Annotated in this window: 15 protein-coding genes; 5 read left to right on the plus strand and 10 right to left on the minus strand. The window is 67.0% G+C overall.

Going from position 1 to position 19,629, the window contains the following annotated elements; genetic code table 11:
• Window positions 1–10: 10 nt before the first annotated feature.
• The 4 genes from NX782_RS26345 to NX782_RS04435 all read right to left on the minus strand — a co-directional run bounded on the left by NX782_RS26345 (window position 11) and on the right by NX782_RS04435 (window position 4,002).
• Complete coding sequence (locus tag NX782_RS26345) at window positions 11–502, minus strand: type II secretion system protein (RefSeq protein ID WP_308632809.1); 492 nt, start codon at window positions 500–502, stop codon at window positions 11–13.
• 63 nt (window positions 503–565) lie between these two features.
• Window positions 566–1,045, minus strand: a complete 480-nt coding sequence (locus NX782_RS04425; RefSeq protein WP_258844204.1) for a prepilin-type N-terminal cleavage/methylation domain-containing protein — start codon at window positions 1,043–1,045, stop codon at window positions 566–568.
• Window positions 1,042–2,292 carry a type II secretion system F family protein gene (locus tag NX782_RS04430; RefSeq protein ID WP_258844205.1) on the minus strand — a complete coding sequence of 417 codons (1,251 nt, stop codon included), beginning with the start codon at window positions 2,290–2,292 and terminating at the stop codon, window positions 1,042–1,044. Before NX782_RS04430 ends, NX782_RS04425 begins: the two co-directional genes overlap by 4 nt.
• A gap of 3 nt (window positions 2,293–2,295) precedes the next feature.
• Window positions 2,296–4,002 carry a GspE/PulE family protein gene (locus NX782_RS04435; protein WP_258844206.1) on the minus strand — a complete coding sequence of 569 codons (1,707 nt, stop codon included), beginning with the start codon at window positions 4,000–4,002 and terminating at the stop codon, window positions 2,296–2,298.
• A 229-nt stretch (window positions 4,003–4,231) separates the two neighbouring features.
• On the opposite strand from NX782_RS04435, the gene NX782_RS04440 reads away from it, so the two are divergent.
• The 5 genes from NX782_RS04440 to NX782_RS04460 all read left to right on the plus strand — a co-directional run bounded on the left by NX782_RS04440 (window position 4,232) and on the right by NX782_RS04460 (window position 12,845).
• Window positions 4,232–4,927 (plus strand): histidine phosphatase family protein, encoded by a 696-nt coding sequence (locus tag NX782_RS04440; protein ID WP_258844207.1) that lies wholly within the window; start codon window positions 4,232–4,234, stop codon window positions 4,925–4,927.
• Window positions 4,928–5,001: 74 nt separating this feature from the next.
• Window positions 5,002–6,081 carry a phosphotransferase gene (locus NX782_RS04445; RefSeq protein ID WP_258844208.1) on the plus strand — a complete coding sequence of 360 codons (1,080 nt, stop codon included), beginning with the start codon at window positions 5,002–5,004 and terminating at the stop codon, window positions 6,079–6,081.
• Between the two features lie 15 nt (window positions 6,082–6,096).
• The gene (locus NX782_RS04450; RefSeq protein ID WP_258844209.1) at window positions 6,097–7,314 is read left to right on the plus strand and encodes an acyl-CoA dehydrogenase family protein; all 1,218 of its coding nucleotides are present in this window, start codon (window positions 6,097–6,099) and stop codon (window positions 7,312–7,314) included.
• A 78-nt stretch (window positions 7,315–7,392) separates the two neighbouring features.
• Complete coding sequence (locus NX782_RS04455) at window positions 7,393–11,928, plus strand: PAS domain-containing protein (protein WP_258844210.1); 4,536 nt, start codon at window positions 7,393–7,395, stop codon at window positions 11,926–11,928.
• Window positions 11,925–12,845: a diguanylate cyclase domain-containing protein gene (locus NX782_RS04460; protein WP_258844211.1), complete on the plus strand. Its 921-nt coding sequence runs from the start codon at window positions 11,925–11,927 to the stop codon at window positions 12,843–12,845. Before NX782_RS04455 ends, NX782_RS04460 begins: the two co-directional genes overlap by 4 nt.
• Before the next feature lie 98 nt (window positions 12,846–12,943).
• On the opposite strand, the gene NX782_RS04465 is transcribed toward NX782_RS04460, so the two are convergent.
• The 6 genes from NX782_RS04465 to NX782_RS04490 form a co-directional block, all read right to left on the minus strand.
• Window positions 12,944–13,405, minus strand: a complete 462-nt coding sequence (locus NX782_RS04465) for a MaoC family dehydratase (protein ID WP_258844212.1) — start codon at window positions 13,403–13,405, stop codon at window positions 12,944–12,946.
• Entirely contained in the window at window positions 13,402–14,544 is a 1,143-nt protein-coding gene (locus tag NX782_RS04470) for an acyl-CoA dehydrogenase family protein (RefSeq protein ID WP_258844213.1), read from the minus strand. The genes NX782_RS04465 and NX782_RS04470 overlap by 4 nt, the downstream gene beginning before the upstream one ends.
• A 12-nt stretch (window positions 14,545–14,556) precedes the next feature.
• On the minus strand, window positions 14,557–15,747 hold the full coding sequence (locus tag NX782_RS04475; RefSeq protein ID WP_258844214.1) for an acyl-CoA dehydrogenase family protein: 1,191 nt from the start codon (window positions 15,745–15,747) through the stop codon (window positions 14,557–14,559).
• A 123-nt stretch (window positions 15,748–15,870) separates the two neighbouring features.
• Window positions 15,871–16,554: a PEP-CTERM sorting domain-containing protein gene (locus NX782_RS04480; RefSeq protein ID WP_258844215.1), complete on the minus strand. Its 684-nt coding sequence runs from the start codon at window positions 16,552–16,554 to the stop codon at window positions 15,871–15,873.
• A 200-nt stretch (window positions 16,555–16,754) separates the two neighbouring features.
• Window positions 16,755–19,049, minus strand: coding sequence for a carboxy terminal-processing peptidase (locus NX782_RS04485; protein WP_258844216.1), 2,295 nt, complete (start codon window positions 19,047–19,049; stop codon window positions 16,755–16,757).
• 82 nt (window positions 19,050–19,131) lie between these two features.
• On the minus strand, window positions 19,132–19,620 hold the full coding sequence (locus NX782_RS04490) for a hypothetical protein (protein WP_258844217.1): 489 nt from the start codon (window positions 19,618–19,620) through the stop codon (window positions 19,132–19,134).
• Window positions 19,621–19,629 lie beyond the last annotated feature (9 nt).

A 19,629-nucleotide genomic window follows, 5' to 3' on the forward strand; every position in this document is an offset into this window, starting at 1 on the left:
CCCGAGGGGATCAGCCGCAGTTGCTGACGTCGATGGCGACGGTCGGCGTGGCCTGGGTGGCGCTGGCCGGGGTGTAGGTCACGCGGCAGTTGGTGATGTTGGCGGCGGTCACGCCGGTCGGCGAGACGGTGAAGGTGCTTGGAGGGGTGGTGGTCGAACCCGGCGCCGGGTTGACATCGTAGTCAGTCGTGCTCAGGCCGGCAGCAGTGGCCAGGCCGCCGCTCACCGACGGATAGCCCAGGGTCATCGGCACATCCGTGCCTTCCATCGTTACTTTCGTGGCGTAGGCGGTCGGGTTCACCAGGAACTGGCCATGGCTCATGGCGACAACCGAATTGATCGAAGCCTTGGCTGCCTGCAGCTTGGCGGCACGCGCATCCTTGCTCAGGTCCGAAAACTTCGGCAGCGCAGTCGCAGCCAGAATGCCCAGGATAACGATCACGACGATCAGTTCGATCAGGGTGAAACCGCCCTGTGCCTGGACCTTGAAATTCTTGTTCATCAAATTCTCCGAAAAAAGTGAAGTGGGTGCGGAATGGACGCCGCTTGTGGTAATAACGACCGCCTATCCGCTGACTTGATTCAGGGCCAGGCTCTTGCTATCTGTGCGTACAAATTCTACCTTGAATCTCAGCAACTTCGATGCACTGAAAGTAAAACTTTTAGTGTTTTTGGGCAAATAAATAAGGGTTTTGTCGCGTGGGTCAAACACCCAGCCGGACTGCCCGATCTGCTCCGGTTCGGGCGCGTAGTACTCGCCCAGGTAGTTCGCCGGTTTCCAGGACAGGAGCTTGATCGGATTGTCGGCGGCGAGCCGCCGCAGGTCCTGTTCGCGGCCCTTCGATGCCAGTTGTCCGGCCCGTACCGCGAGCGAGGTGCGGAGCGCCGCCACGACATGGTTCGCAGCCGTGATCTCGGCCTGCTCGCGATAGTATTCGACGCGGTTCAGCATGACCGCGCTGACGATGCTGGACACCAGCACCACCACCGAAAACTCCAGCAGCGTGAAGCCGCCCTGCCCTTTGTTGCGCATGATGCTTTTCATTTGTTGTGCAGGGCAGCCTTGCCCATGTCCCAGATCGGCAGGAAGATACCCAGCGCCAGCACCAGCACCATCGCACCCAGGAAGGTGATCAGGATCGGTTCGATCTGGCTCGACAGGGTCTTCAGTTCGTAGTCCACTTCGCGCTCGTACATCATCGCGATCTCGTCCATCAGGTCGTCGAGCGAGCCGGCTTCTTCGCCCACCGCGATCATCTGCAGCACGATGGGCGTGAACACGTGGGCGTTGCCGGCGGTGCGCAGGATGCTTTCGCCGCGCTCGACGCCGTCGCGCATCTGCTCGATGCGCATCGACAGGTAGGCGTTGTCGGCGGTCTGCGACACCACGGTCAGCGCCTGCACGATCGGCACGCCGCTGCGGATCGACAGCGCGAAACTGCGCGCGAAGCGGGCCATGGTGGCCTTGTGGATGATCTTGCCGGCGATCGGCAGCTTGAGCTTGTAGCGGTCCCAGGTCAGGCGGCCGGCCGTGGTGCGCGTCCAGGCGCGGAAACCGAAGAAGGCCGCGCCGGCGCCGGTGGCGAACGCCGGCCACCAGGCGACCGTGAAGCGCGAAAAGCCGATCAGCATCTGCGTCACCATCGGCAGCTCGGCGTGAAAGCTCTTGAACACGGTTTCGAACTGCGGGATCACGAACACGTTCACCACCACCATCGCGGCGATCATCGCGATCACGACGAAGGTCGGATAGCGCAGCGCCGTCTTCACGCGCTCGCGCATGTCGCGGTCGAATTCGAGGTGGTCGAACAGGCGGAGGAAGACTTCTTCCAGGCGGCCGGTCATCTCGCCGACCCGCACCATCGCCAGGTAGAAGGGGCTGAACACGTCGGTATGGCGGCGCATCGCACTCGACAGTTCGCGGCCGGCGTCCAGCGATTCGCGCAGGTCGCGCAGCACCGCGCCGAAGCTCTTGTTGACGGCCGACTCCTGCAGGCCGGCCAGGCCGCGCATGATCGGCACGCCCGACTTCAGCAGGGTGTAGATCTGGCGGCTGAACAGCTGCACGTCGAGCGAGGTCACCTTCTTCCGGAACAGGCGCTCGCGCAGGCTTTCCTTGCTGCCGCTGCCGGCGGCGCCGGAGGTCGCCTTGCGCGTGGTCGGGCTGATGTCGAGCGGGGTCACGCCGCTGCCGAACAGCTGGTCGGCGATGGCGCCGGGGTCGACGCCTTCCAGCACGCCGGCCACCAGTTCGCCGCTGCCATTGCGGCCTTTGTAGGCAAAGAACGGCACCGCTCAATCCTCCAGCTGGTTACTGACGCGCATGGCTTCCTGCACCGTGGTCCGGCCCTGGACCGCCAGCCGCACCGCGCTGCGGCGCAGGGTCTCGCCGCGCATCTCGGCGTGGGCCGCCTTCAGGAAGTGACCGGGGTCCGGGTGGTTGATCGCCTCGTGCACGGCGCGGGTCATCTCCAGCAGCTCGTAGACGCCGGTACGGCCGCGGTAGCCGGTGCCGTTGCAGTGCGAGCAGCCGCGCCCGTGGAACAGCGGCACGCTGTCGGCCTTGTCGCCGAGTTCGGCGCGCAGCCAGGCACGCTCCGGCGCCGGCACCGCGTGCGGCTGGGTGCAGCTTTCGCAGATCACGCGCACCAGGCGCTGGGCCAGCACGGCCTGCAGCGAGCCGCCGACCATGTAGCGCGGCACGCCCATGTCCATCAGGCGCAGCGGCGTCGAGGCCGCATCGTTGGTGTGCAGGGTCGACAGCACCAGGTGGCCGGTCATGGCGGCGCGCAGGCCGATCTGGGCGGTTTCCTGGTCGCGCATCTCGCCGACCAGCACGATGTCCGGGTCCTGGCGCAGCGCGCTGCGCAGCACGCGCGCGAAATTCAGTTCGATCTTGTCGTTGACCTGCACCTGGTTGATGCCGGGCAGGCGGTATTCGACCGGGTCCTCGACCGTAATCAGCTTCTTCTCGACCGAGTTCAGTTCGGCCAGTGCGCTGTACAGGGTCGTGGTCTTGCCGGAACCGGTGGGCCCGGTCACCAGCACCAGGCCGTTCGGACGCTGGACGATGGCGCGGAAACGCTCGACCAGGCGCGGGTGCATGCCGATCGCGTCCAGGCGCAGATTCATGCCGACCTGGTTCAGGAGACGCATGACCACCGATTCGCCGTACTGGGTCGGCATGGTCGAGATACGCACGTCGATGCGCTGGTTGCGCACCTTGACTGCGAAGCGGCCGTCCTGCGGCAAACGCTTTTCGGAGATGTCGAGGTCGGCCATCAGCTTCAGGCGCAGCGCCAGCGGGGTCGCGATCTTGATGTCGGCCTCGGTCTGCAGGTGCAGCACGCCGTCGATGCGGAAGCGGATCTGCAGGCGCCCGTCCTGCGGTTCGATGTGGATGTCCGAGGCGCGCACCTGGGCGGCATCGTCGAACACCGACTGCAGCAGCTTGACGACCGGCGCTTCTTCGAGGCCGGAGTTGGAGGCCAGCGCGCCGAAGTCGACGGACGTGGTGTCGCCCAAGTCCTGCTCCAGCTCGCGCGCCAGGCCGGTGATCTCGCCGGTGCGGCGGTAGATGCGGTCGATCGCCTGCAAGACCTCGGTCTCGTTGACGACCGCCAGCTCGACGCCCTTCTTCAGCAGGCGCGCGATCTCGTCGTAGGCGAACAGGTCGGTCGGATCGGACACGCCGACCAGCACGGTTTCACGGCGGTCTTCCAGCACCAGCGCGCGGAAACGCCGCGCCTGGGTCTCGGGCAGCAGCCGGACCACGTCCTGGTTGATGTTATAAAACTTGAGGTTGATGTAAGGGATGCCCATCTGGCGCGCCAGCGCGCCCGAGATCTGCTCCTCGGTGACATAGCTGTTCTCGACGAACACGCGGCCCAGCTTGCGGCCGGTACGCTTCTGGTCGGCCAGTGCCGCATTCAGCTGCTCTTCCGAGAGCAGCTTCTGTTGCACCAGGATTTCCCCGAGCCGGACTTTTTCTGGCCTCGCCATGACACCCTTTAACGTTTTGTAGGACTAGTCCTTCAATTGTAAAACAGAAACTGAGTAAATTGACGTACGGAATTAGTTTCTGTCGTCCATACGTAACGTCAAGCCCGTTCACCATGTAAGATGACCAACATCAAACCGGGGTCAGACACCAAATTTTGGCAACATACCTTGAGAAATTGCCAATTTTCGGTGTCTGACCCCGGTTTGAGAGAACGCAAATGGAGACAGCATGACAACTTGCCGCCGCCGGATTTTCTTGATGCGCCATGGCAGCGTGACCTATTTCGATGAGGCCGGTAAGCCGTATTTGCCGGAATCGGTGCCGCTGAACGCGGATGGGCGCATGCAGGCCGATGCCGCCGGCCATGCTTTCGCCGCGGCCGGCGTGCGCTTCGACCGGGTGATCGTCTCGGGGCTGCCGCGCACCGTCGAGACGGCGGCGCGGGTGCTGGCCGTGACCGGGCAGGCCATCCAGCCCGAGGTGTGGCCGGAACTCGAGGAGATCCGCGGCGGGCGACTGTCGACGATTCCGACCGCGGAACTGAAACGCGCCTTCACCGGCGCCTTCGAGGGCCTGGTGCCGGCCGAACAACGCTTCCTGGGCGGCGAATCGGTGGGCGAGCTGATGGACCGGGTCCACCCCGCCATCGCCCGCCTGCGCGCCGACCCCGGCTGGGACACGGTGCTGCTGGTGCTGCATGGCGGCGTCAACTGCGCGATCCTGTCGCTCGCCCTCACCGGCCAGCGCCTGTTCCTGGGCGGTCTGGCGCAGGCGCCGGGCTGCATCAATGCGCTCGACGTCGGCGTCGATGAGCGCGACTGGGTGGTGCGCAGCGTGAACCACAGCCCGCCGGACCCGCTGCAGCCGGGCGCGCGCGCGACCACGATGGAGCTGCTGTTCGAACAGTACCGCAAGTCGCGCTGAAAAAAAGCACGCTCGTTCGTGCTGCTGCGATCTTGCGCTATGATGGAACGACAAAAAAGAACCGAGGAGACACGATGTTCGAAGAAATGATGGGCACCAAGCCCGTATCCGAGCGCCAGCGTTTCGATGCCGAAGCCCTCGGCGCCTGGATGCGGCAGCATGTCGACGGCTACCCCGGCGGCACACCGACCGTCGAGCAGTTCAAGGGCGGCCAGTCGAACCCGACCTTCAAGCTGTCGAGCGGGGCCAGCAGCTATGTACTCAGAGCCAAGCCAGGCCCCGCCGCCAAGCTGCTGCCGTCCGCCCACGCCATCGACCGCGAGTTCCGCGTGATGGACGCCCTGCACAAGGCCGGCTTCCCGGTGGCGCGACAGTACGCGCTGTGCCTCGATGAAGCCGTGATCGGGCGTGCCTTCTTCATCATGGAATACGTCGAAGGCCGCGTGCTGTGGGACCAGTCGCTGCCGGGCATGACGCCTGGCGAACGCGGCGCGATCTACGACGAACTGAATCGCGTGATCGCCCAGCTGCACACGGTGGACTATGCGGCGATCGGCCTGGCCGATTATGGCAAGCCCGGCAACTACTTCGCGCGCCAGATCGAGCGCTGGACCAAGCAGTACCAGGCCTCGCAAACCGAGACCATCGAGGCGATGGACCAGCTGATCGCCTGGCTGCCGCAGAATATCCCGCCAGGGGACGACACCGCCATCGTGCACGGCGACTACCGCCTCGACAACATGATCTTCCACCCGACCGAGCCGCGCATCCTGGCGGTGCTGGACTGGGAGCTGTCGACGCTGGGCCATCCGGCCGCCGATTTTTCCTACCACTGCCTGAGCTGGCATATCCCGCCGGGCAAATTCCGCGGCATCGCCGGCCTCGACCTGGCGGCGCTGGGCATCCCCGACGAAGACGCCTACATCGCCGCCTACAGCCGCCGCACCGGGCGCACGCTCCGGCGCGAGGACTTCAACTTCTACCTGGCCTACAACCTGTTCCGCCTGGCCGGCATCATGCAGGGCATCATGAAGCGCTATGTGGACGGCACTGCGGCAAGCAGCCAGGCGCTCGAAAACGGCAAGGCCGCGCGTCCGATGGCCGAGATGGCATGGCGGTTCGCCCAACGCGCCCAGCCGGGCGCGGGCGCTTGAAACGAGGCAAACGACATGAACTTCGATTATTCCGACCGCTGCAAGGTGCTGCAGGCAAAACTGCTCGCCTTCATGGACGAGCACATCTACCCGAACGAAAAGGCGTTCAAGGAAGAAGTCGACCGCAACGGCGCCAGCGGCAACCGCTGGGTGCCGACCGAACTGGTCGAACGCCTGAAGCCGCTCGCCCGCCAGCAGGGCCTGTGGAACCTGTTCCTGCCGCGCTCCGCGCGCGCGCCCGAGGGCCTGTCGAATCTCGACTACGCGCCGCTGTGCGAAATCATGGGCCGCGTCGCCTGGGCGCCCGAGGTCTTCAACTGCTCGGCGCCCGACACCGGCAACATGGAGACGATCGAACGCTACGGCCTCGAAGAACACAAACAGCGGTGGCTGGAGCCGCTCCTGCGGGGCGAGATCCGCAGCGCCTTCGCGATGACGGAGCCGGACGTCGCCTCCTCCGACGCCACCAACGTCGCGACCCGCATCGAAGCCAAGGGCGACGAATACCTCATCAACGGCCACAAATGGTGGATCTCCGGCGCCGGCGACCCGCGCTGCAAGCTGTTCATCGTGATGGGCAAGACCGATCCGAACGCCGTCCGCCACCGGCAGCAGTCGATGATCCTGGTGCCCAGCGATACCCCCGGCATCACGATCAAGCGCCCGCTGCCCGTGTTCGGCTACGACGACGCTCCGCACGGCCATTGCGAGATCCTGTTCGAGAACGTGCGCGTGCCGGCCTCCAACATCCTGCTGGGCGAAGGGCGCGGCTTCGAGATCGCCCAGGGGCGCCTGGGACCGGGCCGCATCCACCACTGCATGCGCGCGATCGGCGTGGCGGAGCGCGCGCTGGCGCTGATGTGCCGGCGCCTCGACAGCCGGGTCGCCTTCGGCCGCAAGATTTCGGAACAGGGCGTGTGGCGCGAACGGATTGCCGAAAGCCGCATCCGGATCGACACCGCGCGCCTGCTGACCCTGAAGACCGCCTGGCTGATGGACACGGTCGGCAACAAGCAGGCGCAGTCCGAGATCGCGATGATCAAGGTGCTGGCGCCCAACGTGGCCCAGCAGGTGCTCGACTGGGCGATCCAGGCGCATGGCGCGGCCGGCGTCTCCGACGACTTCCCGCTGGCCTACCAGTGGGCCGGCAACCGCACGCTGCGCCTGGCGGACGGGCCGGACGAGGTCCACCGCAACGCCATCGCCAAGCTGGAACTGGCCAGATATAGTTGAAGGCGCCTCCAGATCGCGCGCTCGAGTAACATGCACCATCGCGGCGCACTTGCCTCGCGATGGTAGCCGGAGCGTGCAGTGCAGCTGTTTCAAAGACCTTTTCATCCCTCGATCCGATCGCGGCTGATCGCCCTGGTGTTCGCCTGCGCCCTGCCGATCCTGCTCGGCTATCTCGCCTTCGCGCGCGACGCCGACCTGCGCGAAGCCCAGCACGTGGCGCAGGATGCGCAGATGATCGCGCGGGCCCTGGCAGCGGCGGTCGACCGCGACCTCGACAACGGCGAGACCGCCGCCCGCGCCCTGGCCAGCGAGCCGGGGCTGGTATCCGGCAACCTGGCAGCCTTCCACGCCGTCGCCCGCCGGCTGCTGCGTCCCGGCTTCCCGGCCTATGCGTTCGTGCTCAGCGGCGCCGACGGCCGCGACCTGCTCGACACCCGGCAGCCCTGGGGCACCGCGCTCGGCTCCAGCGGCAACGAAGCCGACATCCGGCGCGTGTTTGCGACAGGCGAGGCCGTCACTTCCGGTCTGCACCGCGGTAACCCGGCCCAGCCCTGGGTGATCTCGATCGCGGTGCCGGTCTGGCGCGAGGGCCAGGTCGCCTATGCGCTGTCGGTCGAGCAGCGTCCGCGCCGTCTCGCCGAACTGCTGGCCGGCCAGCAGCTGCCCGAGCGCTGGGGGGCCCAGGTCTACGACAACCACGGCCGCCTGGTCGCACGCAGCGGCGAACCGGTGCAGAGCATCGGTACGCCGATTCCTGCCGGGCTGGGTGCGGCCCTGGCGCGCAGCCCGAGCGGCGAGGCCACGCTGGCGCGCCCCGGCCGCGAGAGCGTCAGCGCGGCCTACGCGAGCACGCCGACGCACGGCTGGACCGTCGTCATCGGCTTTCCGCGCCACGCCGCGCGCGACCTGCTCGGACGCTCGCCGGGCATGACCCTGGCCGGCATCGGAAGCCTGCTGGCGATCAGCCTGCTGCTGGCATGGGGCATCGGCGGCGCGATCGCGCGCGACGTCCGCGCCCTGACCGAGCCGGCGGCCGCGCTCGGACGCGGCCAGCCGCTGCGGATTCCCCCGCTGCACATCAAGGAAGCGGCCGCGGTCGCGCGCGCGCTGCGCAAGGTCGAAGGCGACCTGCTGCAGTACCGCACGCGGCTCGAAGCGCTGGTGGCGGCGCGCACCGCCGAGCTGCAGCGCTCCAACGCCCTGCTCTCCACCGTCTACGGGACCGCGCCGGTGGGCCTGGCCTTCCTCGACCGCGAGCTGCGCGTGGTGATGGTCAACGACTACCTGGCGGCGATCAACGCGATTCCGGCCGAGCAGCACATCGGCCGTACCCTGCCCGAGCTGCTGGGCGAGCGCGGCATGGCGATCGAACAGCCTTACCGGCGCGTGCTGGCCAGCGGCCGCCCGCTGATCGAAGTCGAGGACAGCGGCGATTCGCCGGCCGAACCGGGCGTGATGCGCTACTGGATGTGCAGCTACTACCCGGTGCTTGGCCAGGACCACGAGCTGGTCGGCATCAACGCCGTGGTGCTCGACATCACCGAGCGCCGCGCCCAGGAAGAGCGCAACCGCGACAACGAGGCGCTGTTCCGCGCCCTGTTCGAAGGCTCGAGCGACGCCCACGTGCTGGCCGCCCTCGGCGCCGGCTTCGTCAGCGCCAACCAGGCCGCGGTCGCGCTGTACGGCTGCGCCAGCATGGACGAGCTGCTGCAGCTGTCGCCGCCCACCCTCTCGCCGGAATTCCAGCCCGACGGCCGCCGATCGGGCGAGCTGGCGCACGAACACATGCGGCGCGCCGTCGACGAAGGGAGCTGGCGCTTCGAATGGATCCACATGCGCCGCGACGGCAGCCTGTTCCACGCCGACGTGCTGCTCAACGGCGTCGAGATCGGCGGCAAGGGCATCGTCCACGGCACCGTGCGCGACATCACGGCACGGGTCCAGACCGATGCCGCCCTGCGCGCGGCCAGCCAGCGCCTCGAACAGAACGAGCGCATGATCCGCACCGTCACCGATAACCTGCCGGCGCTGGTCGGCTACTGGGACGCCCAGCTGCGCTGCCAGTTCGCCAACCGGCCCTACCTCGAATGGCTGGGCCGGCCCGCCGGCGAGGTGATCGGCCACACCGTCTGGGAACTGATCGACGAGGCGCAGATGGCGCAGGTGAAGCCTTACGTCGAGCGCGTGCTGGCCGGCGAGCCGCAATTCTTCGAGCGCAGCCTGCAGCGCCGCGCCAGCGGCGAACGCGGCGGCCAGGTCATCCAGGCCTGGGCCAGCTATATCCCCGACTTCGACGAGGAAGGCCGGGTGCGCGGTTTCTACATGCTGCACTCGGACGTGACGGAACTGAAACGCACCCAGTCGCGGCTCGAGGACGCGCTGCGCGCAGCCGAAGCGGCCAGCAGCGCCAAGGGCGAGTTCCTGGCCAACATGAGCCACGAGATCCGCACCCCGATGAACGCCATCATCGGCCTGGCGCGCCTGCTCGAGGAAGCGAAGCTGGACCGGCGCGAACGGGCCTACGTCGCGCGCATGCAGATGGCGGCGCGCTCGCTGCTGGCGATGCTGAACGATGTGCTGGATTATTCGAAGGTCGAGGCCGGGCAGCTGGCGCTGGAGCATACCGTGTTCCGCATCGACGATGTCCTCGCCAGCATCGCGGTGCTGGGCACGGGCAACGCCTGGCACAAGGGCATCGAGCCGGTCTTCGCAGTCGATCCGGCGCTGCCCGGCCGCCTGGTGGGCGACCCGATGCGCCTGCAGCAGGTGCTGCTCAACCTGGTCGGCAACGCCATCAAGTTCACCGAGCGCGGCGAAGTCGTGCTGTCCATCGAGGTGCTGCGGCGCGAGGCGGGCCGGGTCGAACTGGGATTCGCGGTGTGCGATACCGGCATCGGCATCGCGCCCGAGCAGCAGCAGCGCATGTTCGAAGCCTTCTCGCAGGCCGACAGCTCGACCAGCCGCAAGTACGGCGGCACCGGCCTGGGGCTGGCGATCAGCCGCCGCCTGGTCGAGATGATGGGCGGCGACCTGCGCGTCGAGAGCGCCCTCGCCGAAGGCGCGCGCTTCGGCTTTGCGGCCTGGTTCGAGATCGAGGCCGGCACCCTCCCGGCCCTGCCGGCATCCGGCGCCAGCAGGACCGTGCTGGTGGCGGACGACAATGCCAGCAGCCGCGCCGCGCTGGCACGTGCGCTCGAAGCGCGCGGCTGGCTGGTGGCGCAGGCGGCCAGCGGCGCCGCAGCCCTGGCCCTGCTGCGCGGCGAACAGCGCTACGACCTGGCCTTCATCGACAGCGCGATGCCCGACCTCGACGGCGCCTCGGTGCTGGCGTTCGCGCGCGCCGACCGCGGCATCGCCATGCCGCGCTGCGCCCTGCTGGCGGCCGACCCGGAGCGCGAGCGCCTGGCCGCGCTGGCCGGCGACCTGCAGGTCGGCGCGGTACTGGCCAAGCCTTTCACCCCGGCCGCCCTGCAGGACGCCCTGGCCGAACTGGAAGGACCGGCACCCGGCGACCTGCACGGCGCGGCGCCGGGTTCTTCGGCGCTGGGCGGGCGCCTGGCCGGGATGCGCGTGCTGGTGGTCGAGGACAACCCGCTGAACCAGGAAGTGGCCAACTACGTCCTGCTGCACGCCGGCGCCGGGGTCGACTTCGCCGACAATGGCCAGCTCGCGCTCAGCATGCTGCTCGACGGCGCCGCCCACTACGACGCCGTGCTGATGGACCTGCAAATGCCGGTGATGGACGGCTTCGAAGCGGCCAGCGCGATCCGGGCGATGGGATACACGACGCTGCCGATCCTGGCGATGACGGCCAATGCGATGGAGGAAGACCGCCGGCGCGCGCAGCAGGCAGGCATGGACGGCTTTTTGGAGAAGCCGATCGACGTCGACGAACTGGTGAATGCCCTGTGCAGCGTCACCGGCCGCGCCGGGTCGGCCACGGAAGATGCCACGGACGCCACGCAGCCGGCGCCGCTGCCGGGCCTGTCGCCGGGCCTGCTCCCCGGCATCGACCTGAAGAGCACGCTGCCTCGCTTCGGCGGCAACTTTGCCAGCTTTGCCGCCGTGTTCAGGCGCTTCGAGCATTCCCAGGGCGGCGTGGTGGACGAAGTGCGCACGCTGCTGGCAGCGGGCGAGCGGGTGCGCGCCGGCCAGCTGATCCACCGCTTGCGCGGCGTTGCCGCCAACCTCGGCGCCGCCGAGCTGGCGGGCCAGGCGCTCGAGCTGGAGCAGGCGCTGCGTTCCGATCCGCAGGCCGCACTGGCGCTGCGCCTGGCGCGGCTCGAGGGCGCCCTGGCCACCGTGCTGGAAACGGCACGCAACCTGCCCGAGGACCCAGCCCTTGCGCCGTCCGGCGCCGGGGCCGGCGTTGCCGGCGGTGAAACTGAACAGCAGCCGATCCGTGACGCGTTGGCGCATTTGCGCGATTTACTACAAAATAACAACATGAAAGCCATGGCCCGGTTCGAAGCGTTGCGTCCTGCGCTCGCGCGCCAGGTCCCGCAGGCCTTGCAGCCGCTGGCGGACGCGGTGGCGACCTTGCGCTTCGATGCGGCGGCAAGCCTGGTCACCGCTTTACTGGCCGAGTCACTGGACGAGAAGGGAGATGCATGAGCTGGACCGATATGGCCGTGGGCGGGCGCATTCTCGTGGTCGACGATGCCATGGAAAACATCCAGATCCTGCATGCGGCGCTGCAGGACGAGCACGAAGTGCTGTTTGCCATGGACGGGCCGCGCGCGCTCGAGATCGCCCGCAAACAGCGGCCCGACCTGATCCTGCTGGATGCGGTCATGCCCGGCATGGATGGCTACGCGGTGTGCAGGGAACTGTTCGCATCGCCCGAGACCGCCGACATTCCGGTCATCTTCGTCACCGCGCTCAAGTCGCCGGAGGACGAGACCCGCGCCCTGGGCGCCGGTGCGGCCGACTTCATCAGCAAACCCGTGAACGCGGCCGTGGTGCGCGCGCGGGTGCGCACCCAGCTGACGGTGAAACGCCAGCGCGACGCCCTGCGCGCCCTGATCCTGCTCGATCCGCTGACCGGCGTCGCCAACCGCCGTGCCTTCGACGAGCGCGTGGAGATGGAGTGGCGGCGCTGCGGACGCGCCCAGCTGGCGGTGTCGCTGCTGATGGTCGACATCGACCATTTCAAGCTCTACAACGACCATTACGGCCACCCGGCCGGCGATGCCACGCTGGTGCAGGTCGCCCGCGCGATGCGCAACGCCGCCGGCCGCAGCCAGGACCTGGTGGCGCGCTACGGCGGCGAAGAGTTCGCGATCCTGCTGCCCCAGCTCGAAGAACAGGGGGCGACCGGCGTCGCGCGGCGCCTGATGCACGAACTGGAGATGCTGGACATCCCGCATGCCGCCTCGCCTACCAACCAGCGCCTGACGGTCAGCATCGGCATCGCCGCCATGGTGCCGGGCGAGCACAGCCAGCCCGGCGACCTGGTGCAGGTGGCGGACGCCCTGCTCTACCAGGCCAAGGCGGATGGACGCAACCGCTACCGGACCAGCACTGGCTAGATTTCAAGAGCCGCTAACAGAGCGCCCAGGGCAAGGCGCATGGTCGAAGACAGTACGCCAGTACGGCGAGACCATGCAACGCCGCCATGGGCGTTCTGTTAGGGGCGACGCAGGAACATGCCCATGCCGTCGACGGTGCAGACGGTATCACCGTGCTGGTTGATGGCGACCCACTTCGACCACACCACGCCGCGGTCGGGCTTGGAGTTCGAGGCCTTGACCTGGGTGGTCTGGTAGCGCACGTTCAGGGTGTCGCCGGCGCGCACCGGCGCCAGCCAGCGCACGCCGTCCAGCCCGGGCGAACCCATGCTCGAGGATTTCGCCATCAGGCCGTCGACCACCAGCCGCATCATCATGCTGCAGGTATGCCAGCCGCTGGCGATCACCCCGCCGTAGATCGAGGCGGCCGCGGCATCCTTGTCGATGTGGAAGGGCTGCGGATCGAACTGGGTGGCGAAGGCGACGATTTCCTCTTCCGTTACCGTGCGGGTGCCGAGGTCGATCTCCTGGCCCGGGAAGAAGTCTTCGAAATACCATTCCGCGCTGTTCGCGATATTCATGCCGGCGCTCCCGCAAAGCCCGGCTGCGCCATGAAGCGCGCCAGGTGGTGATCCGCATCGCCCAGGGTCAGCTCGATGGTCGTGAGGCGCTTGAAGTAGTGGGCGGCCGGCAGCTCGTCGGTCACCCCCATGCCGCCGTGCAGCTGGACCGCCTGCTGGCCGACGAAACGCGCCGCCTGGCCGACCCGGTACTTTGCCGCGGACACGGCCTGGCGCCGCTCGGCAGCATTGCCCGAGCGCAGGCGCACCGCCGCCAGCATCGCCATCGAGCGTGCCTGTTCGAGGTGGATGTACATGTCGGCCATGCGGTGCTGCAGGGCCTGGAACTTGCCGATCGGGACCCCGAACTGCTGGCGCGTCTTGAGATAGTCCAGCGTGGCGGCGAACAGCGCATCCATCGCGCCGACGGCTTCCGCGCACAGCAGGCCGGCACCGTAGTCGAGCGCCGCTTCCAGGATGGTCCAGCCGGCACCGGCCTGGCCGATCAGCGCATCCGCACCCAGCTGCACGCCGTCGAAGCGCACATCGGCGGCGCGCTGGCCGTCGAGCATGCGGTAGGCCGTGACGTGCACGCCCGGCGCATCGGCCGGCACCGCGAACAGCGTGATGCCGTCCTCGTCGCGCTGGCCGCCGGCGCTGCGCGCGGACACCACCAGCATGCCGGCCTCGGCGCCGTGCAGCACCACCTTCTTCTCGCCGCTCAGGCGCCAGCCGTCACCGGCCGGTTCGGCGCGCGCGGCAATGTCGCGCATGTCGTGGCGCGACTGGCGCTCGCCGAGTGCGCAGGCCAGCTTCAGCTCGCCGGTCGCGACCCGTTCCAGCAGCGCCGGATTCGCGCCGCCCAGGCGCAGGAACTCGGCACCCAGCACGGTCGCGAAATACGGTTCCACCACCAGGCCGCGGCCCAGCTCCTGCATCACGACGAACATATCGACGGCGTCGCCGGCGAAGCCGCCCTGCGCCTCCGGCACCGGCAGCGCGGTCAGGCCCAGTTCCGTCAACGTCGCCCAGGCCTGTTCGGAGACCCCGGCGCTGGACGCCACGATGGCGCGGCGCGCCTCGAAACCGTAGTCGCGCGCGATCCAGCGCTTGAGGGCGTCGGCCAGCTGCAGCTGCTCTTCCTTGAATTCGAAGTCCATGATGTGCTTTCCTTACAGGCCCAGGATCATCTGGGAGATGATATTGCGCTGAATCTCGTTCGAACCGCCGTAGATCGAGGTCTTGCGGTAATTGAAGTAATGCGCCAGCAGCGGCGCGGCGAAGTCGTCGTCGGCCAGGCTGTGTTCCGTCTCGCCTTCGAGGTAGGCGGCGTCGAAAGGCAGGGCCATCGGGCCGGCCGCTTCGACGATCAGCTCCGTCAGGCGCTGCTGGATCTCGGTGCCGCGCACCTTCAGCACCGAGGCTTCCGGTCCCGGTGCCTTGTGCGCCTGGGCGAGCACGCGCAGCACGGTGGTTTCCAGCGCCATCAGCTCGATCTCCAGTTCCGCGACTTTCGCGCCGAACAGCGGGTCGGCGATCAAGGCCCTGCCGTTCTTCTGCTCGCGGCCGGCCATGCGCTTCAGGCGCGCCAGCTCGCGCTTGGAACGGCCGACTGCCGCGATGCCGGTGCGCTCGTGGCCCAGCAGGTACTTGGCATAGGTCCAGCCGCGGTTCTCCTCGCCTACCAGGTTGGCGACCGGGACGCGCACATTGTCGAAGAAGACCTCGTTCACCTCGTGGTCCTCGTCCAGCATGATGATGGGACGCACGGTGATGCCCGGGGTTTTCATGTCGATCAGGAGGAAGGAAATGCCTTCCTGCTTGCGCACGCCGGGGTCGGTGCGGACCAGGCAGAAGATCATGTCGGCGTGCTGGGCCAGCGTGGTCCAGGTCTTCTGGCCGTTGACGACGTAATGGTCGCCATCCCTGACCGCGCTGGTCTTCAGCGAAGCCAGGTCGGAGCCCGCGCCCGGCTCCGAATAGCCCTGGCACCACCAGTCCTCGCAGGACAGGATGCGCGGCAGGTAGTAATCTTTTTGGGCCTGGCTGCCGAAAGCCATGATCACGGGCGCCACCATGTTGACGCCGAAGGGCATCACCGGTGGCGTCCCGGCGCGCGCGCACTCTTCCTCGAAGATGTGGCGCTGCGCCGCAGTCCAGCCGGGGCCGCCGTATTCTTTCGGCCAGCCCGGCGCGACCCAGCCCTGGCGCGCCAGGATGCGGTGCCAGCGTACGTAGTCGTCCTTGCTCAAGCGCAGGTGGTTGAGCACCTTGTGCTGCAGGTCCTGCGGCAGCTCGGCTTCCAGGAAGGCGCGTACCTGGTCGCGGAAGGCCAGGTCGTCTTCGGTGTAGTTCAGGTCCATTCCGTCTCCTCTTTGTTTTTCTGGCCGAGAAATAAATAGCACGACCGTTCAGAAGATTGTACCTGAAACATAAAAAAAGCGGGCCGTAGCCCGCTTGCGTACTGAAGCAGAATCGCCGCAGGATCAGCGTGCGCGACGACGGCCCAGACCGGCGACGCCCAGCATACCTGCCAGCATCAGCGCGATGCTCGACGGCTCCGGCACTTCGGCCGTCTGCTGGCCGTTACCGCTGCCGCTGCCGTTACCATTGCCGTTGCCGCTGCCATTACCGTTGCCGATATCGACACCGACGTCGACGCCGGCATCGACAGGCGCGCCCTTGCCAGGCAGCTCATCCAGGCCCGGCGGGATGACTGCCGGGGTCGGGTTCGGGGTGCCGCCAGGGGCGCTGCCGCCGATGCTGGTGTTGGCGCCGCCGCCCGAGGTGGCGTTGTTGTTGCCGCCTGCGCCCGAGTTGTCGACGATCTTGTAGCCATCCGGGGTAGCGATCACCGACATGCCGTCGCCTGCCAGGGCGGCCGCCTTGGCGGTGCTCAGACCCGTCACATAGACACCGTCGATGCCTTGTTTCAGGGATACCTTCATGTCGCGGCCGACACTGGCGCTGACTTTCTGGTACAGGGCTTGCACGAGGGCTTCGCTATTGGCGCCGTGAGTGACCCCTGCGATGACGCTCGAGTCACCCACTGCGCCAGCAACGTTGCTGCCGCTAACGATGCCGGCCCCATTCGAGGACGGGATCACGTCCGCATGGGCGGCGCATGCGCTGGCCATGAGGGCCGTAGCGATGAGAGTACGAATTGCCATTTTGCGCTCCTTGCTTGATGTTTAACATTATTTTTTCTGCAATTGCTGAGTGAATGTACCACAGCTGCATAAAAGACAATGTTCAATTGGAACACCCTTAAAAACAAAGGCCTCCGCAGAGGGAAGCCTTTGTTGAGGATGCTGCCGGACCCGCGGCAGTAACAATTTGTTACCTTATCGTTAACGCATCGATTAGCGGCTTATTTCAAAGATGACAAGTAAGGCATGGCACGCGACGCCATCCGCGTATCGGCCTTCAGCATGCCGGCCTCGTCGGCCAGGATGTGGGCGGCTTCCTGCAGATAGACGTCCTTGGCGTTCTTCGCCGCCTTCTCGGCCGCGATTTCCGCTGCCAGGCTGCGCTCGTCACCCTGCAGGCCGTCGTCGGAACGCGGCGCGCCCTTCAGCGCGACATTGTTCTTCTTCGGTGCGGTCGGGTTCGGCGCCTTGGCGCGCTGCTCCTTGCTGCCCGGACCGGCGACCGGTTCGTCGGCCTTGCCCGGCTCCTGGGCATCCGCCAGACGCGATTCGCGCAGGCGTGCCTTGGCTTCCTGGTTCTCGCGCTCCTTGCGGCGCACCGCTTCGTTCAGCGAGATCACGTTGTCCTTGCGCAGCTTGAGGGCTTCGGCGATGTCCTGCTCGATGTCGCGGAATTCCTTGTCCTTGGCGATACGGGCTTCGTGGCGCTTCTGCAGCGGGCCGATCAGTTCCTTCAGGTCGCCGGCCGGCAGGTAGGTCGCCGGCTTGATCTGCACCCAGGGCAGCGCGTTGTCATACGAGGACTCGCCAAAGTTCTCGCTGTCGGAGGTGACCGGCAGCTTGATGTCCGGGGTCACGCCGCGCAGCTGGGTGGTGCCGCCGTTGATCCGGAAGAACTGGGCGATGGTCATCTTCAGCTCGCCGTACTTCATCTTGTCGCTCTGCGAGAAGCGGTCGAGGTTGATCAGCGTCTGCACCGTGCCCTTGCCGAAGCTCGGCTCGCCGATCACGATGCCGCGGCCGTAGTCCTGGATTGCAGCGGCGAAGATCTCGGAAGCCGAGGCCGAGCCGCGGTTGATCAGCACGCCCATCGGGCCATCCCATGCCAGGCCGGCATTGGTGTCGCTCTCGACGTCGGTACGGCCCTCGGCGGTACGCTGCTGCACCACCGGACCCTTGTCGATGAACAGGCCGGTCAGCTCGACCGCCTCGATCAGCGAACCACCGCCGTTGTTGCGCAGGTCGATCAGCACGTTGTCGACTTTATCCTTCTTCAGCTCGCCGAGGATGCGCTGCACGTCGCGGGTCGCGCTCTTGTAGTCCTTGTCGCCCTTGCGGCGGGCGTCGAAGTCCTGGTAGAAGGTCGGCAGCGAGATCACGCCGATGCGGCGCTTCACGCCCCCGTCCTTGACTTCGATGATCTGCTTCTTGGCCGACTGCTCTTCCATGCTGATCTTCTGGCGCACCAGCGGGATCGTCACGTGCTTGCCGTCCTGGCCGGCGTCGGCCGGCAGCACGTCGAGGCGCACGGTGGAATTGCGTTCGCCGCGCACCAGCTGCACCACGTCGTCGATGCGCCAGCCCATCACGTCGGTGAACGGGCCGTTGCCCTGGGCGACGCCGACGATGCGGTCGCCGACCTTCAGCTTGCCGGACTTGTCGGCCGGGCCGCCGGGCACGATTTCGCGGATCACGGTGTAGTCTTCGCGCGACTGCAGCACGGCGCCGATGCCGTCCAGCGACAGGCGCATCATGATGTCGAAGTTCTCGGCCGAGCGCGGGCCCAGGTAGTTCGTGTGCGGCTCGATCGCGGTGGCGTAGGCGTTCATGAACATCTGGAACACGTCCTCGTTGTTCAGCTTCTTGAGGCGGTTCTGGTAGCCTTCGTAGCGCTTGTCGAGGGTCTCGCGGATGCCCTTCTCGTCCTTGCCGGCCAGCTTCAGGCGCAGCCAGTCGTTCTTCACGCGCTTGCGCCACAGGTCGCGGGCTTCGTCTTCGTTTTTCGCCCACGGTGCCTTTTCGCGGTCGATCTGCAGGGTCTCGTTGGCGGTGAAGTCGAAATTGCCCTTCTGGACCAGTTCGCGCGCATAGGCCATGCGGTCGTTGAAGCGCTGCTGGTAGACGTTATAGATCTGGAACGGGAGCGTCAGGTCCTCGTTGTTGATCGCGTCGTCGAATTTGGTGCGGGCCGGCGCGAACTGGTCGACGTCGGCCTGGGTGAAGTAGAGCTTCTCGCTGTCGAGGGTCTTGAAGTAGTTGTCGTAAATCTTGGCCGACATGACGTCGTCCAGCGGCATCGCCTTGTAGTGGTAGCGTGCCAGCACGCGCGAGGCCCACAGCGCCGCCTGGGTCTGGGCGGCGGACGGCTTGAGCGGACCTGCGTTGGCCGGGGCCGCGTTGGCCGCAGGGACCTGGGCCGCGTTGAGCTGGACCTTTTCGGGCTGCGCGGTGACGACGTGGGCCGACATGACCGACATGGCCACGGTCAGTGCAACCACCAACATCTGCTTCTTCATTGTTCGTTTCTCCGGGCGGATTCTCTCGTTCGACCAATTCTACAGGATAGTACGACGACGTAGAGTCGGGCTGCGCGCTTCTTCAGCCGAGCTTAAGGATATAGAAGGAAACCGATGCCACGACGATAATCACCAGCCAGGGCCAGCTGCGCACGGCCAGCCGCCAGTCCACCGGCGAGGGCCAGAACGACAGGAACTGCGGCGCCAGCAGCAGGGTCAGGGCCAGATCGACCGGGCCGAAATGCCACGCGCCGCGGGTGCGCCACCAGGCCACCGCGAGCGGCACCAGCAACACCAGCAGCGGCGCCAGCGCGGCCGGGGCCGCGTTGTACCAGCGCAGATTGGCAAAGGTGACGGAGCCGAGTTCCCAGGTGCGCCCGGTACGTCTTGGAATGATGGAGAAGCCGGTTGGTTCCGCGCCCAGCAGCAGGCCGACCGAAAAATGCGCCAGCTCGTGGCACAGCGTACCGGCCGCGCTGAACACAAAGAACAGCGGGTGCAGCGAGGTCACCAGCCAGATGAGGAAGGCCAGTGCCAGCGAAGGCACCAGGTACAGCAGGATGTCGCCCACCCCGCCCCG

This window comes from Massilia norwichensis, assembly GCF_024753245.1.
GTDB classification, from domain to species: Bacteria; Pseudomonadota; Gammaproteobacteria; order Burkholderiales; family Burkholderiaceae_D; genus Telluria; species Telluria norwichensis.

What these genes read in the sequence shown, in the direction of transcription:
- NX782_RS26345 (WP_308632809.1), bottom strand. Translation starts at nt 502, where the DNA reads ATGAACAAGAATTTCAAGGTCCAGGCACAGGGCGGTTTCACCCTGATC.
- NX782_RS04425 (WP_258844204.1), bottom strand. Translation starts at nt 1,045, where the DNA reads ATGAAAAGCATCATGCGCAACAAAGGGCAGGGCGGCTTCACGCTGCTG.
- NX782_RS04435 (WP_258844206.1), bottom strand. Translation starts at nt 4,002, where the DNA reads ATGGCGAGGCCAGAAAAAGTCCGGCTCGGGGAAATCCTGGTGCAACAG.
- NX782_RS04440 (WP_258844207.1), top strand. Translation starts at nt 4,232, where the DNA reads ATGACAACTTGCCGCCGCCGGATTTTCTTGATGCGCCATGGCAGCGTG.
- NX782_RS04445 (WP_258844208.1), top strand. Translation starts at nt 5,002, where the DNA reads ATGTTCGAAGAAATGATGGGCACCAAGCCCGTATCCGAGCGCCAGCGT.
- NX782_RS04450 (WP_258844209.1), top strand. Translation starts at nt 6,097, where the DNA reads ATGAACTTCGATTATTCCGACCGCTGCAAGGTGCTGCAGGCAAAACTG.
- NX782_RS04460 (WP_258844211.1), top strand. Translation starts at nt 11,925, where the DNA reads ATGAGCTGGACCGATATGGCCGTGGGCGGGCGCATTCTCGTGGTCGAC.
- NX782_RS04465 (WP_258844212.1), bottom strand. Translation starts at nt 13,405, where the DNA reads ATGAATATCGCGAACAGCGCGGAATGGTATTTCGAAGACTTCTTCCCG.
- NX782_RS04470 (WP_258844213.1), bottom strand. Translation starts at nt 14,544, where the DNA reads ATGGACTTCGAATTCAAGGAAGAGCAGCTGCAGCTGGCCGACGCCCTC.
- NX782_RS04475 (WP_258844214.1), bottom strand. Translation starts at nt 15,747, where the DNA reads ATGGACCTGAACTACACCGAAGACGACCTGGCCTTCCGCGACCAGGTA.
- NX782_RS04480 (WP_258844215.1), bottom strand. Translation starts at nt 16,554, where the DNA reads ATGGCAATTCGTACTCTCATCGCTACGGCCCTCATGGCCAGCGCATGC.
- NX782_RS04485 (WP_258844216.1), bottom strand. Translation starts at nt 19,049, where the DNA reads ATGAAGAAGCAGATGTTGGTGGTTGCACTGACCGTGGCCATGTCGGTC.